13 protein-coding genes are annotated in these 16,136 nt (G+C 62.0%); 8 read left to right on the top strand and 5 right to left on the bottom strand.

The window, feature by feature from the left end; translation table 11 throughout:
- The first annotated feature begins 211 nt into the window (after window positions 1–211).
- From HX846_RS01855 to HX846_RS01820, 8 genes are all read left to right on the top strand, one after another.
- Window positions 212–1,669 (top strand): gamma-aminobutyraldehyde dehydrogenase, encoded by a 1,458-nt coding sequence (locus HX846_RS01855; RefSeq protein WP_178964847.1) that lies wholly within the window; start codon window positions 212–214, stop codon window positions 1,667–1,669.
- Window positions 1,670–1,741: 72 nt separating this feature from the next.
- The gene (gene ydcS / locus HX846_RS01850; RefSeq protein WP_178964846.1) at window positions 1,742–2,893 is read left to right on the top strand and encodes a putative ABC transporter substrate-binding protein YdcS; all 1,152 of its coding nucleotides are present in this window, start codon (window positions 1,742–1,744) and stop codon (window positions 2,891–2,893) included.
- A 180-nt stretch (window positions 2,894–3,073) separates the two neighbouring features.
- A complete protein-coding gene (locus HX846_RS01845) occupies window positions 3,074–4,108 on the top strand; it encodes an ABC transporter ATP-binding protein (protein WP_003209551.1) in 1,035 nt (344 codons plus the stop codon).
- 1 nt (window position 4,109) lies between these two features.
- Window positions 4,110–5,039, top strand: a complete 930-nt coding sequence (locus HX846_RS01840) for an ABC transporter permease (RefSeq protein ID WP_003209552.1) — start codon at window positions 4,110–4,112, stop codon at window positions 5,037–5,039.
- Window positions 5,029–5,838: an ABC transporter permease gene (locus HX846_RS01835; RefSeq protein ID WP_003209553.1), complete on the top strand. Its 810-nt coding sequence runs from the start codon at window positions 5,029–5,031 to the stop codon at window positions 5,836–5,838. The genes HX846_RS01840 and HX846_RS01835 overlap by 11 nt, the downstream gene beginning before the upstream one ends.
- A gap of 178 nt (window positions 5,839–6,016) precedes the next feature.
- Window positions 6,017–7,441, top strand: coding sequence for a gamma-aminobutyraldehyde dehydrogenase (locus HX846_RS01830; protein WP_003209554.1), 1,425 nt, complete (start codon window positions 6,017–6,019; stop codon window positions 7,439–7,441).
- 177 nt (window positions 7,442–7,618) lie between these two features.
- Complete coding sequence (locus HX846_RS01825) at window positions 7,619–9,481, top strand: NAD(P)/FAD-dependent oxidoreductase (protein ID WP_134325817.1); 1,863 nt, start codon at window positions 7,619–7,621, stop codon at window positions 9,479–9,481.
- A gap of 357 nt (window positions 9,482–9,838) precedes the next feature.
- Entirely contained in the window at window positions 9,839–11,464 is a 1,626-nt protein-coding gene (locus tag HX846_RS01820; protein WP_008438223.1) for a glucan biosynthesis protein D, read from the top strand.
- Window positions 11,465–11,509: 45 nt separating this feature from the next.
- Here the strand turns inward: HX846_RS01820 and HX846_RS01815 are convergent, their stop codons facing one another.
- The 5 genes from HX846_RS01815 to recJ form a co-directional block, all read right to left on the bottom strand.
- Window positions 11,510–11,695, bottom strand: a complete 186-nt coding sequence (locus HX846_RS01815; protein WP_178964845.1) for a hypothetical protein — start codon at window positions 11,693–11,695, stop codon at window positions 11,510–11,512.
- 197 nt (window positions 11,696–11,892) lie between these two features.
- Window positions 11,893–12,429 carry a GNAT family N-acetyltransferase gene (locus HX846_RS01810; RefSeq protein WP_087695111.1) on the bottom strand — a complete coding sequence of 179 codons (537 nt, stop codon included), beginning with the start codon at window positions 12,427–12,429 and terminating at the stop codon, window positions 11,893–11,895.
- Complete coding sequence (locus tag HX846_RS01805; protein WP_178964844.1) at window positions 12,413–12,913, bottom strand: ATP-binding protein; 501 nt, start codon at window positions 12,911–12,913, stop codon at window positions 12,413–12,415. Before HX846_RS01805 ends, HX846_RS01810 begins: the two co-directional genes overlap by 17 nt.
- A 192-nt stretch (window positions 12,914–13,105) precedes the next feature.
- On the bottom strand, window positions 13,106–14,212 hold the full coding sequence (locus HX846_RS01800; protein ID WP_003209564.1) for an NADH:flavin oxidoreductase/NADH oxidase: 1,107 nt from the start codon (window positions 14,210–14,212) through the stop codon (window positions 13,106–13,108).
- 151 nt (window positions 14,213–14,363) lie between these two features.
- The gene (gene recJ / locus HX846_RS01795; protein ID WP_008438230.1) at window positions 14,364–16,073 is read right to left on the bottom strand and encodes a single-stranded-DNA-specific exonuclease RecJ; all 1,710 of its coding nucleotides are present in this window, start codon (window positions 16,071–16,073) and stop codon (window positions 14,364–14,366) included.
- Window positions 16,074–16,136 lie beyond the last annotated feature (63 nt).

Raw genomic sequence — 16,136 nt, 5'->3', positions numbered from 1 at the left:
ACGGCGCGCCCGGCGCTGGTGGACCCATTCCTGACGGTGGCCCGCGAACAGCCCCACCCACGCAAGCCATCTATTTAATCGAATGCTGCTTTCAGTATTTAGTATTTGTTGACCTCGCGCCTGACCTCTAGTCTCTGCTCATCCCATAAGAGAAGGTCAGGCGCCTCGCACGAGAACAGCCATGACCACACAAGAAAAGAGATCGCGAAAAATGTCTGGCGCGCCCACACCGCTGCTCACTGCGTTGCTGATCGACGGCGAACTGGTCCCGGGCCAGGGGTTTGTCGAGCCGATCATCAACCCGGCCACCGGTGAAATCCTCACCCATATCGCCGAAGCCAGTACCGAGCAGGTCGAAGCCGCAATCCTCGCCGCCCACCGGGCCTTTGCCGGTTGGTCGCGGACCACGCCCCAGCAGCGTTCGAACATCCTCCTGGGCATCGCCGAGACAATCGAAAAACAAGCCGACTACCTCGCCCGCCTGGAATCGCTGAATTGCGGCAAGCCGCTGCACCTGGCACGTCAGGACGATTTGAGCGCGACCGTCGATGTGTTCCGTTTCTTCGCCGGCGCCGTGCGCTGCCAGACCGGGCAACTGAGCGGTGAATACCTGCCGGGCTACACCAGCATGGTGCGTCGCGATCCGATTGGCGTGGTGGCCTCCATTGCGCCGTGGAATTACCCGCTGATGATGGCCGCCTGGAAAATCGCCCCGGCCCTGGCGTCCGGTAATACCCTGGTGTTCAAGCCGTCGGAACATACCCCGCTGTCGATCCTGGCCCTGGCGCCCGTACTGAGCCAGTTGTTGCCGCGCGGGGTGATCAACATCCTGTGTGGCGGCGGCGAAGGGGTCGGCAGCCATTTGGTCAGCCACCCGAAGGTGCGCATGGTCTCGTTGACCGGCGATATCGTCACCGGGCAGAAGATCCTCCAGGCCGCCTCCAAGACACTCAAGCGCACGCACCTGGAGCTGGGCGGCAAGGCCCCGGTGATCGTGTGCAACGACGCCGACCTGCAAGCCGTGGTCGAAGGCGTGCGCGCCTACGGTTACTACAACGCCGGCCAGGACTGCACCGCCGCGTGCCGCATCTACGCCCAGGCCGGCATCCACGACAAATTGGTGGCCGAGCTCGGCGCCGCCGTCAGCAGCCTGCGGTTTGCCGGCAAGCGCGATGCCGACAACGAACTCGGCCCGCTGATCAGCACCCGCCAGCGCGACCGCGTCGCCAGTTTTGTCGAACGCGCCCTCGGCCAGCCGCATATCGAACGCATCACCGGCGCCGCCGTGCATTCCGGTGCTGGCTTCTTCTACCAGCCAACCTTGCTGGCCGGTTGTAAACAGAATGATGAAATCGTGCAGCGCGAAGTGTTCGGCCCGGTGGTCACCGTGACCCGCTTCGACGAGCTGGAACAGGCGGTGGACTGGGCCAACGACTCGGAATACGGCCTGGCCTCCTCCGTGTGGACCCAGAATCTGGACAAGGCGATGCAAGTGGCGTCGCGCCTGCAATACGGCTGCACCTGGATCAATAGTCATTTCATGCTGGTCAGCGAAATGCCCCACGGCGGCTTGAAGCGCTCGGGGTATGGCAAAGATCTGTCCAGCGATTCGCTACAGGACTACAGCGTGGTGCGGCACATCATGGCGCGCCACGGCCAGCATCTTTAAAACAACAACTACGCTCACGCACCACCTGCTGCAAAAACTGCCCCGACCATAATTAAAGAAGAGGGAACCCCCATGTCTGCGCACAAGACCGCACTGCTCAGTGCCCTGACCACCGCGCTGCTGGCCAGTGTCAGCATCCAGGCCGCCGAACCGCTGAAGGCGGTGGATGCCGGTGAAGGCCAGTTGGATATCGTCGCCTGGCCCGGCTATATCGAACGTGGCGAAAGCGACAAGAACTACGACTGGGTCACCGGTTTCGAGAAAGAGACCGGCTGCAAGGTCAACGTCAAGACCGCCGCCACCTCCGACGAGATGGTGAGCTTGATGGCCAAGGGCGGCTACGACCTGGTCACCGCGTCGGGCGATGCCTCGCTGCGGTTGATCGTCGGCAAGCGCGTACAGCCGATCAACACCTCGCTGATTCCCAACTGGAAGAACATCGACCCGCGCCTGAAAGATGCGCCGTGGTACGTGGTCGGCCAGCAAACGTACGGCACGCCGTACCAGTGGGGCCCGAACGTGTTGATGTACAACACCAACGTGTTCAAGACCGCGCCCACCAGCTGGAACGTAGTGTTCGATGCGCAGAACCTGCCGGACGGCAAGCCGAACAAAGGCCGCGTGCAGGCCTATGACGGCCCGATCTACATCGCCGATGCGGCGCTGTACCTCAAGGCCACCAAGCCGGAACTGGGCATCCAGAGCCCGTACGAACTGACCGAAACCCAGTACAAGGCCGTGCTCGACCTGTTGCGCGCCCAGCAGCCGTTGATCCACCGCTACTGGCATGACACCACCGTGCAAATGAGCGACTTCAAGAACGAAGGCGTGGTGGCCTCCAGCGCATGGCCGTATCAGGTCAACGGCCTGGTGAACGAGAAACAGCCGATTGCCTCGACCATTCCGAAGGAAGGCGCCACCGGCTGGGCGGATACCACCATGCTGCACACCGATGCCAAGCACCCGAACTGCGCCTACAAGTGGATGGACTGGTCGCTGCAGCCGAAGGTCCAGGGTGATGTGGCCTCGTGGTTCGGTTCGTTGCCGGCGGTTCCCGCGGCGTGCAAGGAAAGCGAACTGCTGGGCGCCGAGGGTTGCAAGACCAACGGTTTCGACCAGTTCGAGAAGATCGCCTTCTGGAAAACCCCGCAGGCTGAAGGCGGCAAGTTCGTGCCGTACAGCCGCTGGACCCAGGATTACATCGCGATCATGGGCGGGCGCTAAGCACTCCCTAGTTGATCGTTCCCACGCTCCGCGTGGGAATGCCTCCTGTGACGCTCCGCGTCACGACTTTAAGGGCGGACGCGGAGCGTCCAGCGCTGCATTCCCACGCAGAGCGTGGGAACGATCACCTCTACCTCCGATTTAATTTTTACAAGACGCGCCTTTTTGGAGCACCGCACCATGACGCTTGCAGTCCAATTCACCCACGTTTCCCGTCAGTTCGGCGAAGTGAAAGCCGTTGACCGGGTTTCCATCGATATCCAGGACGGCGAGTTCTTTTCCATGCTCGGCCCTTCCGGCTCGGGCAAAACCACGTGCCTGCGCCTGATCGCCGGGTTCGAGCAACCCAGTGCCGGCTCCATCCGCATCCACGGTGAGGAAGCCGCCGGCTTGCCGCCGTATCAGCGCGACGTGAACACTGTGTTCCAGGATTACGCGCTGTTCCCCCACATGAACGTGCGGGACAACGTGGCCTACGGCCTGAAAGTCAAAGGCGTGGGCAAGACCGAACGCCTCAACCGCGCCGAAGAAGCGCTGGGCATGGTCGCCCTCGGCGGTTACGGCGACCGCAAGCCGGTGCAACTCTCCGGCGGCCAGCGTCAACGTGTGGCCCTGGCCCGCGCACTGGTCAATCGTCCGCGCGTATTGCTGCTGGATGAGCCCCTCGGCGCTCTCGACCTGAAGCTGCGCGAACAGATGCAAAGCGAGCTGAAGAAACTGCAACGCCAACTTGGCATCACCTTCATCTTCGTCACCCACGACCAGACCGAAGCACTGTCGATGTCCGACCGTGTGGCCGTATTCAACAAGGGCCGCATCGAACAGGTCGACACCCCGCGCAACCTGTACATGAAGCCCGCCACCACCTTCGTCGCGGAATTCGTCGGCACCTCCAACGTGATTCGCGGCGAATTGGCGCAACGCTTGAGCGGTAACCCGCAGCCGTTCTCGATCCGCCCGGAACACGTGCGTTTCGCCGAAGGCCCGCTGGGCAGCGGCGAGGTGGAAGTCAGCGGCCTGCTGCATGACATCCAGTACCAGGGCAGCGCCACCCGCTACGAACTGAAACTGGAAAACGGCCAGGCCCTGAACATCAGCCAGGCCAACAACCAATGGCTGGACACCACCGCCGGGCATCAAGTCGGCCAGTCCATCACCGCGCGCTGGGCGCGGGAAGCCATGACGCCGTTGACCGACATCGCAGGCGAGGTGTGACATGAGCCTGGCCCTGTCCCAACCCCCGATGCGCAGGTTTTCCAACCTGCTGTACAAGAAGCCCAACCTGTACCTGTCGCTGCTGCTGGTGCCGCCGCTGATCTGGTTCGGCGCGATCTATTTGGGTTCGCTGCTGACCTTGCTGTGGCAAGGCTTCTATACGTTCGATGACTTCACCATGGCGGTCACCCCGGACCTGACCCTGGCCAACTTCGCCGCGCTGTTCCAGCCGTCGAACTTCGACATCATCGTGCGCACCTTGAGCATGGCGGTGGTGGTGTCCATCGCCAGTGCCATCGTCGCGTTCCCGATCGCCTACTACATGGCGCGCTACACCACCGGCAAGACCAAGGCGTTTTTCTACATCGCGGTGATGATGCCGATGTGGGCCAGCTACATCGTCAAGGCCTACGCCTGGACCCTGCTGCTGGCCAAGGGCGGCGTGGCGCAGTGGTTCGTGCAGCACCTGGGCCTGGAGCCGGCGCTGCAATTCATCATGGGCATTCCCGGCGTGGGCGGCAGCACCTTGAGCACCTCGCACCTGGGGCGGTTCATGGTGTTTGTGTACATCTGGCTGCCGTTCATGATTCTGCCGATCCAGGCCTCGCTGGAGCGTTTGCCGCCATCGTTGCTGCAGGCCTCGGCTGACCTCGGCGCCAAGCCGCGCCAGACCTTCATGCAGGTGATTCTGCCGCTGTCGGTGCCGGGGATCGCGGCGGGTTCGATCTTTACGTTCTCGCTGACCCTGGGCGACTTCATCGTGCCGCAACTGGTGGGCCCGCCGGGTTACTTCGTCGGCGGCATGGTGTACGCGCAACAAGGCGCTATCGGCAACATGCCCATGGCCGCGGCGTTCACCCTGGTGCCGATCGTGCTGATCGCGGTTTACCTGTCCATCGTCAAACGTCTGGGGGCCTTCGATGCACTCTGAAAAAGCCTCACTCAGTCTAAAAATCGCGGCCTGGGGCGGGTTGGTTTTCCTGCACTTCCCGATCCTGATCATCTTCCTCTACGCCTTCAACACCGAAGAGGCGGCGTTCAGCTTTCCACCCCAGGGCTTCACCCTGAAGTGGTTCAGCGTGGCCTTCTCGCGGCCGGACGTATTGGAAGCGATCAAGCTGTCGCTGCAAATCGCGGCCATCGCCACGCTGATTGCGATGGTGCTCGGCACCCTGGCCTCGGCGGCGTTGTATCGCCGGGAGTTCTTCGGCAAGCAAGGCATCTCGCTGATGCTGATCCTGCCGATTGCACTGCCGGGGATCATCACCGGTATCGCGTTGCTGGCGACCTTCAAGACCCTGGGGATTGAGCCGGGGATGTTCACCATCATCGTCGGCCACGCGACCTTCTGCGTGGTGATCGTCTACAACAACGTGATCGCCCGCCTGCGCCGCACCTCCCACAGCCTGATCGAAGCCTCGATGGACCTGGGCGCCGACGGCTGGCAGACCTTCCGCTACATCATCATGCCCAACCTCGGCTCGGCGTTGCTGGCCGGCGGCATGCTGGCGTTCGCGCTGTCGTTCGACGAAATCATCGTCACCACCTTCACCGCCGGCCACGAGCGCACCTTGCCGCTGTGGCTGCTCAACCAGTTGAGCCGGCCACGGGATGTGCCGGTGACCAACGTGGTGGCGATGCTGGTGATGATCGTGACGATGTTCCCGATCCTGGGTGCCTATTACCTGACCCGCGGCGGCGAAAGCGTGGCCGGTAGTGGCGGTAAATAACTGACAACACATTGCCACTGAAGGAATGAGGTTCAAATGTGGGAGCGGGCTTGCTCGCGAAAGCGGTGTATCAGTCAGGTGATGTATCAACTGAAAGACCGTATTCGCGAGCAAGCCCGCTCCCACACTTGAACCGGTTTCGGCAGGGGAAACGATGCAGCTTTAAGAGGACTGAACCATGCAAACCAAACTGCTGATCAACGGCCATCTGGTCGAAGGCGAAGGCCCGGCGCAGCCGGTGTTCAACCCGGCGTTGGGTCGGGTACTGGTGGAAATCAAGGAAGCCAGCGAAGCCCAGGTCGACGCCGCCGTGCGTGCTGCCGACAGCGCTTTTGAAGGCTGGTCGCAAACGCCACCGAAGGATCGCTCGCTGCTGCTGCTCAAACTCGCCGACGCCATCGAAGCCCACGGCGCAGAGCTGGCCAAGCTTGAGTCGGACAACTGCGGCAAACCCTACAGCGCGGCGCTGAACGACGAGATCCCGGCGGTGGCCGATGTGTTCCGCTTCTTCGCCGGCGCCAGCCGCTGCATGAGCGGTTCGGCCGGCGGCGAGTACCTGCCGGGCCACACCTCGATGATCCGCCGTGACCCGGTGGGCGTAATTGCCTCCATCGCGCCGTGGAACTACCCGCTGATGATGGTCGCCTGGAAAATCGCCCCGGCCCTGGCCGCCGGTAATACCGTGGTGCTCAAGCCTTCGGAACAAACCCCGCTGACCGCGCTGCGCCTGGTGGAACTGGCCGCTGAAATTTTCCCGGCCGGTGTACTCAACCTGGTGTTTGGCCGTGGGCCAACCGTGGGCAGCCCGCTGGTGAATCACCCGAAAGTGCGCATGGTGTCGCTGACCGGTTCGATTGCCACCGGGGCCAATATCATTTCCAGCACTGCCGACAGCGTCAAACGCATGCACATGGAACTGGGCGGCAAGGCGCCGGTGATCATCTTCAACGACGCCGATATCGACGCGGCGGTGGAAGGCATTCGCACCTTCGGCTTCTACAACGCCGGGCAGGATTGCACCGCTGCGTGCCGGATTTATGCACAGGCCGATATCTACGACGCGTTCGTCGAAAAGCTCGGCGCGGCGGTTGCCAGCATCAAATACGGTTTGCAGGATGACCCGGCCACCGAGCTGGGCCCGCTGATCACCGCACAGCACCGTGACCGTGTGGCCGGGTTTGTGGAGCGTGCCGTGGCGCAATCCCATATCCGCCTGATCACGGGTGGCAAGGCGGTGGAAGGCAACGGGTTCTTCTTTGAGCCGACCGTATTGGCCGACGCGCAGCAGGACGATGAAATCGTGCGCCGCGAAGTGTTCGGGCCAGTAGTGTCGGTAACCAAATTCAACGACGAGGCCCAGGTATTGGCCTGGGCCAACGATTCGGACTACGGCCTGGCCTCTTCCGTGTGGACCGCCGATGTCGGCCGCGCCCATCGCCTGGCTGCACGGTTGCAGTACGGCTGCACCTGGGTGAACACCCACTTCATGCTGGTCAGCGAAATGCCCCATGGCGGTCAGAAACTGTCCGGCTACGGCAAGGACATGTCCATGTACGGCCTGGAGGACTACACCACGGTTCGCCATGTGATGTTCAAGCACTGACCCTTTACCCCTGTCGAAACGAGTTCACTGTGGCGAGGGAGCTTGCTCCCGCTGGGCTGCGTAGCGGCCCCAAAATCCTGGGAGCGCTTCGCACTCCAGCGGGAGCAAGCTCCCTCGCCACAACGGCCCGCTCCCACAGGGGCTCTCCTAATAACAATAAATAATTCGCAGGTTCCCATGGACATCACCCGCCGCGACTTCCTCAACGGCGTCGCTATCACGATTGCCGCCGGTATGACCCCGCTGCAAATCCTCCAGGCCGCTCCCGATGGCCGCTACTACCCGCCCGCCCTCACAGGCTTGCGCGGCAGCCATGTCGGCTCATTCGAAGTTGCCCACCAGATGGGCTGGGAAAAGAAGGCCTTCGACACCGATAAACTGCCGATCACCGAAGACTACGACCTGGTGGTGGTCGGCGGTGGCTTGAGCGGTTTGTCGGCGGCGTGGTTCTACCGTGAGAAGCACCCGAAGGCGAAGATCCTGATCCTGGAGAACCACGACGACTTCGGCGGCCATGCCAAGCGCAATGAGTTCCAGGCCGGTGGCCGGCTGATCATCGGCTACGGCGGCAGCGAAGCGTTCCAGTCACCGAATCATCTTTACAGCAAGGAAGTAAACGGGCTGTTGAAAAAACTCGGGGTGAACATCAAGCGCTTCGAGACCGCCTTCGACCGCCAGTTCTACCCGGGCCTGGGTTTGTCCCGTGGGGTGTTCTTCGACAAGGAAAACTTTGGCGAAGACAAACTGGTGACCGGCGACCCGACGCCGATGGTCGCCGACGACATCGCCCCGGACCAGTTGCATGCGCGCTCCATCAGCGACTTCATCAATGATTTCCCGCTGCCGGAAACCGACCGTCAGGCGCTGATTGCCTTGCACGTCGCGCCCAAGGATTACCTGCCGGGCAAGACTGCCGAGGAAAAGGCCGAGTACCTCGCGACCACCAGCTACCGCGATTTCCTGCTCAAGAACGTAGGACTCTCGGAAGGCGCGGTGAAGTACTTCCAAAGCCGCACCAACGACTTCATGGCCTTGAGTATCGACGCGGTGGCGTCGGCTGATGCCTATAGCGTGGGTTTCCCTGGCTTCGGAGGAATGAACCTGGCACCGATCAGCGAAGAAGCCGCCGCAGAAATGGAAGAACCCTACATCTACCACTTCCCCGACGGCAACGCCTCGCTGGCACGCTTGCTGGTGCGCAGCCTGATTCCGGCAGTGGCACCGGGGCACACCATGGATGACATCGTGCTGGCGCCGTTTGACTACGCCAGGCTTGATCAGCCCAGGACGCCGGTGCGGGTGCGTTTGAACAGCACTGCGGTCAGTGTGCGTAACGTCGGTGACGGTGTGCACATCGGCTACAGCCGTGGCGGCCAACTCGCACAGGTCCGCGGCAAACGCTGCATCCTGGCCTGCTACAACATGATGATCCCGTACCTGCTGCGCGATCTGCCGGCAGAACAAGCCCAGGCCCTGAGCCAGAACGTGAAGTACCCGCTGGTCTACACCAAAGTGGTGGTGCGCAACTGGACCTCGTTCCAGAAGCTGGGGGTGCACGAGATTTATGCAGCGACCCAGCCTTACAGCCGAATCAAGCTGGATTACCCGGTGAGCATGGGCGGCTACGAGCACCCGCGCGACCCGACGCAGCCGATTGGTTTGCACATGGTGTACGTGCCCACCAGCCCCAACAGCGGCATGAACGGCCGCGACCAGGCCCGCGCCGGGCGGGGCAAGTTGTATGGGCAGACATTTGAACAACTGGAAGCGCAACTGCGGGATCAGCTGCAGCGCATGCTCGGCCCGGGCGGTTTCAACCACCAGACCGACATTCTGGCGATCACTGTCAACCGTTGGTCACACGGCTATGCGACCTTCTCCAACAGCTTGTTTGACGATGCCGATGAAAGCGAAAAACTGAAGGACCTGGCGCGCCAGCCGGTGGGACATGTGAGCATCGCCAACTCGGATGCCGCGTGGAGCGCGTATGCCCATGCGGCGATTGATGAGGCATATCGAGCGGTAGGCGAAGTGGGCTGATCCCGGCGTTCCTGAAGAGGTTGTCGTGGCGAGGGAGCTTGCTCCCGCTGGGCTGCGCAGCAGCCCCAAACCAGGCGATCGAGATATCCCTGAAGGATCTCCATCGCCTGAGCTGGGGTCGCTTCGCGCCCCAACGGGAGCAAGCTCCCTCGCCACACGGTTTCCACAGAAACGTCTTGTTTCATATGCAGCGCCATCAACCCGCCATCAATCATTTTTCCTTGCGCACCGAACCGCTTAAGCTATTTGGTATCTGTTTAATGTCCGTTGCGTTTGGCCGAAGGCATGTCCGAACCGTTTTCCTTGATCCAGCACGTGCCAGGAACGGCGCGGGATTGTTCACGACAGGTTGTATTTATGCACCGCAGGAATTTGCTCAAAGCGTCCATGGCCATCGCGGCTTACACCGGTCTGTCGGCCAGTGGCCTGCTGGCCGCCCAGGCCTGGGCGGGCAACCGCGCCGCTGATGGCGAGGCCCAGGCCTTCGATTTCGAGGCCCTGAAGATCCAGGCCAAGCAGTTGGCAAGCAATCGCTACCAGGACACCAAGCAGGTATTGCCGCCGACCCTGGCGACCATGACCCCGCAGAATTTCAACGCCATCGGCTACGACGGCAAGCATTCGCTGTGGAAAGAATTGAACGGCCAACTGGACGTGCAGTTCTTCCACGTCGGCATGGGCTTCAAGACGCCGGTGCGCATGTACAGCGTCGACCCGAAAACCCGCCAGGCCCGCGAGGTGCACTTCCGCCCTTCGCTGTTCAACTATGAAAAAACCACGGTAGACACCAAGCAGTTGACCGGCGACCTGGGTTTCTCCGGCTTCAAGCTGTTCAAGGCCCCGGAACTGGACCGCCACGACGTGCTGTCCTTCCTCGGCGCCAGCTACTTCCGTGCGGTGGATTCCACCGGCCAGTACGGCCTTTCCGCACGCGGCCTGGCCATCGACACCTACGCGAAAAAGCGCGAGGAATTCCCGGACTTCACCAAGTTCTGGTTCGAAACCCCGGACAAGGACAGCACCCGCTTCGTGGTCTACGCCCTGCTGGATTCGCCGAGCGCCACTGGTGCCTATCGCTTCGATATCGACTGCCAGGCCAACCAGGTGGTAATGGCCATCGACGCCCATATCAATGCGCGTACCGCCATCGAGCAACTGGGCATCGCACCGATGACCAGCATGTTCAGTTGCGGCACCGTTGAGCGGCGGATGTGCGACACCATTCACCCGCAAATCCACGACTCGGATCGCCTGGCCATGTGGCGCGGCAATGGCGAGTGGATCTGCCGCCCGCTGAACAACCCGGCTACCCTGCAATTCAACGCGTTTGCCGACACCGACCCGAAAGGCTTCGGCCTGGTGCAGACCGATCATGAGTTCGCCAGCTATCAGGACACGGTGGACTGGTACAGCAAACGCCCAAGCCTGTGGGTAGAACCTACTACTGCGTGGGGTGAAGGCTCTATCGATCTGCTGGAAATTCCTACAACCGGCGAGACCCTGGACAACATCGTGGCCTTCTGGACCCCGAAGAAGCCCGTCGCTGCCGGCGAATCCCTGAACTACGGCTACAAGCTCTACTGGAGCGCCCTGCCGCCGGTCAGCACGCCACTGGCGCAGGTCAATGCCACCCGTTCGGGCATGGGCGGTTTCACCGAAGGTTGGGCGCCGGGCGAGCACTACCCCGATGTCTGGGCGCGGCGTTTTGCCGTGGACTTCAACGGCGGCGGGCTGGATCGTTTGCCTGAAGGCACCGGGATCGAGCCGGTGGTGACCTGCTCCCATGGTGAGGTCAAAGACTTCAGCGTGTTGGTACTGGATGCCATCAAGGGCTATCGAATTCTGTTTGACTGGTACCCAACCAGCGACAGCGTCGAGCCGGTTGAACTGCGGCTGTTCATCCGCACCCAGGACCGCACCTTGAGCGAAACCTGGCTGTACCAATACTTCCCACCTGCACCAGACAAGCGCAAGTACACCTGATACCGAACGTTCCCACGCTCGCGTGGGAACGCCCCTTCGGGATCTTCAGAACCGCGAAATACTCTTCATCGCCCCGATCAAGTACCGCATCGCCACCTGATCACTCTCGGTCAGGGCGCGGTACTGTTCCAGCAATTGCTCTTCGTTCGAACTCAGGCGCCGGCTGCGCAGCGACATCCTGCGGGCCAGAAAAGACGACAACACCCCCGCTACACCATAGGACTTGGCCATGGACTGTCTCCTCGTATCAATCAACTGCTCCTGGTTGCCCATAACCCCATCCCGCGATGCGACCTGCGAGGATCAACAAGCTGATTTCCTGGGCCAGAAATCATGCTTACCTTAAGCGTAGAAACTATCTTGCCGGGCGTGGGACTTTTTTAGAGTAATCACTTAAAAAAACGCTTGCAGGGCAATGACCTACAGCGTTATCCCACAAGCGGCCGGTACAGGTGGATGTCGTGCGGCTCCTGCTGAAACAGCTCGGGATCCGGCTGCTTGAGCAACCGGCAGCCGAGCCGCAGATAGAACTCCACCGTATTGCGCGATTCCGTGGCCGATACGTACAACGCCTCGGCCCCGGCTGCGCGGGCGTGTTCACAGGCCAGGGCAAACAGCTGGCCACCCAGGCCCAGGCCACGGGCCCCATGGCTCACATGCAGGAATTTGAGCTGGCGCATACGCAGGCCCTGGTTGAGGATAACCCGGTTGTCCACTACCACGGCCGCCAGCAGCTTTGCATCGTCAAACACACCGTGCAGCCACCCGCCGCGCTTCAGGCACGCCTGCAAGGCCACGGCATCCTGCTCGGCTTCGCCTTCGGGCCAGCCGCGCATGTCGTGGTGCTCGGGGTACAGCAGCAACTCCCCGTGCTCCACGCGATAGCACGCCTCGATCCGTTCGGTACGGTCAATCAGCGCCAGCAACGGCAGGTCCTTTTCGGTCAGGTCACACTTGATCAACATGCTGTGCTTCCAAGGGTTGATGGTGAACAAGGTTGAAGCCTTCCGCAGGTGTCGGTGCTTCGAAATAGCCGGTGATCAAGTCGAACTGGGCGTCACTGGTTTCGAACGCGTGGGTACCCTCCGCGTTGCGCGCACGCAGGCGTGTCTTGCAGACCTCGTCCGGCACATCCAGGTAGTGCAATTGATGGTCAGCGCCTGCGCCTTCGAACAATGAGCGCATCCAGCGGCGGCTGGCCAGGGTGTTGGCGGGAAAATCCAGCACCACCGAGACGCCGGCTTTGAGCAACGAGATGATATGGGCCGTCAACGCATCGCGCAGGTGGCCGGTGCAGCGCACGTAGTCGCCCAGAGCCTGGATCTGTCCGGGATAAAGGCGTGACAGCCACTCATCCTCGCTGATCAATACCGTCTGTGGGGCTTGCGACAACTGCTGGGTCAGGGTCGATTTACCGGATGCGATTTTGCCGCAGATCAGGTGCAACATGAGCTTCTCCTTGTGTCGCAGGGCTTGGCCGGTGATCGGCGGGCAATAAAAAACCCGCCGGATCAAGGGCGGGTTTTTCATGCTTTTCCAGCACGCGTCAGCCCACCCTCTCCTGGAGGGTGGAAATAATCGAGGCGTTCAGTAATAGAGTCATAGTTTCGACATTAGCTTCAGGCGTTTTCCTACGCAAGGTTAATCCCGCAAGTCTGACTCATGAATCGGCTGGTCGCGATGCGTAGCCCGCTGATACTGCGCCGGCCAGGTCGCTTTGCGCCCGCCCAGGTCATCGTCGGCATGCAGTGGCCAGTACGGGTCACGCAACAGTTCACGTGCGAGGAAAATGATATCGGCCTGACAGGTACGCAAGATGTGCTCGGCCTGGGCGGGCTCGGTAATCATGCCCACGGTGCCGGTGGCGATTCCCGACTCTTTGCGCACACGCTCGGCAAAGCGGGTCTGGTAGCCGGGCCCGGTAGGAATTTCCGCATTGGCCGCGGTGCCACCCGAGGAGACGTCGATCAGGTCGACGCCCAGGTCTTTCAGGCGGCGCGCCAGTTCGACGGTTTCATCCGGGTTCCAGCCGTCCTCGACCCAATCGGTGGCCGAGACCCGCACAAACAGCGGCAGCTCTTGCGGCCAGGCCTCACGCACCGCCGTGGTCACTTGCAGCACCAGGCGGATGCGGTTTTCGAACGAGCCGCCGTACTGGTCCTGGCGCTGGTTGCTCAGGGGCGAAAGAAATTGATGCAACAGGTAGCCATGGGCGGCATGGATTTCCGCCACTTTGAAACCGGCGGTCAACGCGCGCTTGGCGGCAGCGACGAAGTCAGCGATCACTTGCTGGATCTGCCCTTCATCGAGTTGCTTGGGTGAAGTGTGCTGCGGATCGAAGGCAATCGGCGAAGGGCCCACCGGCACCCAGCCGCCATCTTCCGGCTTGACGCTGCCGTGCTTGCCGATCCATGGCCGGTGCGTGCTGGCTTTGCGCCCGGCGTGGGCCAGTTGAATGCCCGCCACCGCGCCCTGGGCATTGATAAAGCGCGTGATGCGTTGCAGCGGTTCGATCTGTTCGTCGTTCCACAGGCCCAGGTCCTGGGCGGTGATGCGGCCATCGGCAGTCACGGCGGTGGCTTCGGTAAAGATCAGCCCGGCGCCACCGACGGCACGGCTGCCGAGGTGCACCAGGTGCCAGTCATTGGCCAGGCCATCGACGCTGGAATACTGGCACATTGGTGACACGGCGATGCGGTTGAGCAGGGTCAGTTGGCGCAGGGTATAGGGTTCAAGCAGCAGACTCATGGGGCACCTCTTTTATGCAGTGGGCAGGCTCCAGGGTTCTGTTTGAAAGGTCGACGAAAAACCCGTCCCCGGCGGGCTGAAATAAGACAAGGTCACAAGACCGATCACACAGTGCTTAGAGACTAGTCGACAACAGAGGATTGCACAGGGTTCAGCGCGGCTCGATATGCGCGATCATCAGTTGCACGGTTTCCTGGCCACGGAACTCGTTCACGTCGAGCTTGTAGGCCAGTTCCACCCAGCGAATGGTGGGATTGGGCCAGATCTCGCGGTCGATGCCGAAAGCAATGCCATCGAGCTTCACCGATCCACACTCGCTCTTGAGCACCACCTTCAGATGGCGCTCGCCGACGACGCGCTGCTCCACCAGTTGGAACACCCCGTGAAACAACGGCTCTGGGAAATGCTGGCCCCACGGCCCGGCGTTGCGCAGGGCGCGGGCCAGTTCCAGGTGAAACTCTTCAACCGCCAGGGTGCCGTCGGACAGCAGCCGGCCCGTCAGGTCTTCTTCGCGCAGTTGCCGACGCACTTCGGCGTCAAAGGCCTCGGCGAACAGTGGGAAGTTGGCCTCGGGCAAGGTAAGACCCGCCGCCATGGCGTGGCCGCCGTACTTGGCGATCAGCGTTGGGTGCTGGCTGGCCACCACGGCCAGCGCGTCACGAATATGAAAACCCGGCACGGAGCGCCCGGAGCCCTTGAGCAGGCCGTCACCGGCGTCGGCAAAGGCGATGGTCGGGCGGAAGTAACGCTCTTTCATGCGCGAGGCAAGGATGCCGATCACGCCCTGGTGCCATTCCGGGTCGAACAGGCACAAGCCATACGGCATCGACTCCACCGGCAAGTCCTTGAGCTGGGCCAGGGCCTCGCGCTGCATGCCTTGTTCGATGGACTTGCGGTCCTGGTTCATGCCGTCCAGTTGCGCGGCCATTTCCCGGGCGGCGGCGAAATCCGAGGTGAGCAGGCACTCGATACCCAGGCTCATGTCATCCAGGCGCCCGGCGGCGTTCAGGCGCGGGCCGAGGATAAAACCAAGGTCGGTGGAGGTGATGCGGGCGTGATCGCGCTTGGCCACTTCGAGGATCGCCTTGATCCCCGGCCGGGCACGACCGGCGCGAATGCGTTCCAGGCCCTGGTAGACCAGGATGCGATTGTTGGCGTCCAGCGGGACCACGTCGGCCACGCTGCCCAGGGCCACCAGGTCCAGCAGTTCGCCGATATTCGGCTGCGGCTTGTTCTCGTACCAACCCAAACTGCGCAAGCGCGCACGCAGGGCCATCAGCACGTAGAAGATCACGCCCACACCGGCCAGGGCCTTGCTGGGGAATTCACAGCCCGGCTGGTTCGGGTTGACGATGGCGTCGGCTGCGGGCAGTTCGTCGCCCGGCAAGTGGTGGTCGGTAACCAGCACCTTGAGCCCCGCCGCTTTTGCGGCCGCCACACCTTCGACGCTGGAGATACCGTTGTCCACGGTAATCAGCAGCTGTGGCTGGCGCTGCAGGGCCACGGCGACGATTTCCGGGGTCAGGCCGTAGCCGTATTCGAAACGGTTGGGCACCAGGTAGTCGACATGGGCGGCGCCCAACAAGCGCAGGCCCAGGGTGCCCACGGTGCTGGCGGTGGCGCCGTCGGCGTCGAAGTCACCCACGATCAGGATCCGCTGGCGCTGCTCCAGGGCCGTCACCAGCAAGTCCACCGCGGCATCGATGCCCTTGAGCTGCTGATACGGGATCAGCCGCGCCAGGCTTTTATCCAGCTCGGCTTCCGATTGCACCCCGCGTGCGGCGTAGAGACGGGTCAACAACGGTGGCAATTCACCGAGGAATGGCAGGACGGCAGGCAACGGGCGAGGATCAATACGCATGGGGTGACGGAAGCTTCTCTTTAATGTTGAAAATTAGCGGTGATCCCTTGTAGGAGCTGTCGA

This window comes from Pseudomonas sp. K5002 (genome assembly GCF_013386655.1).
GTDB lineage: Bacteria > Pseudomonadota > Gammaproteobacteria > Pseudomonadales > Pseudomonadaceae > Aquipseudomonas.
Note: the sequence above shows the minus strand (reverse complement) of the source record. Positions and strands in the feature narration are given on the sequence as shown.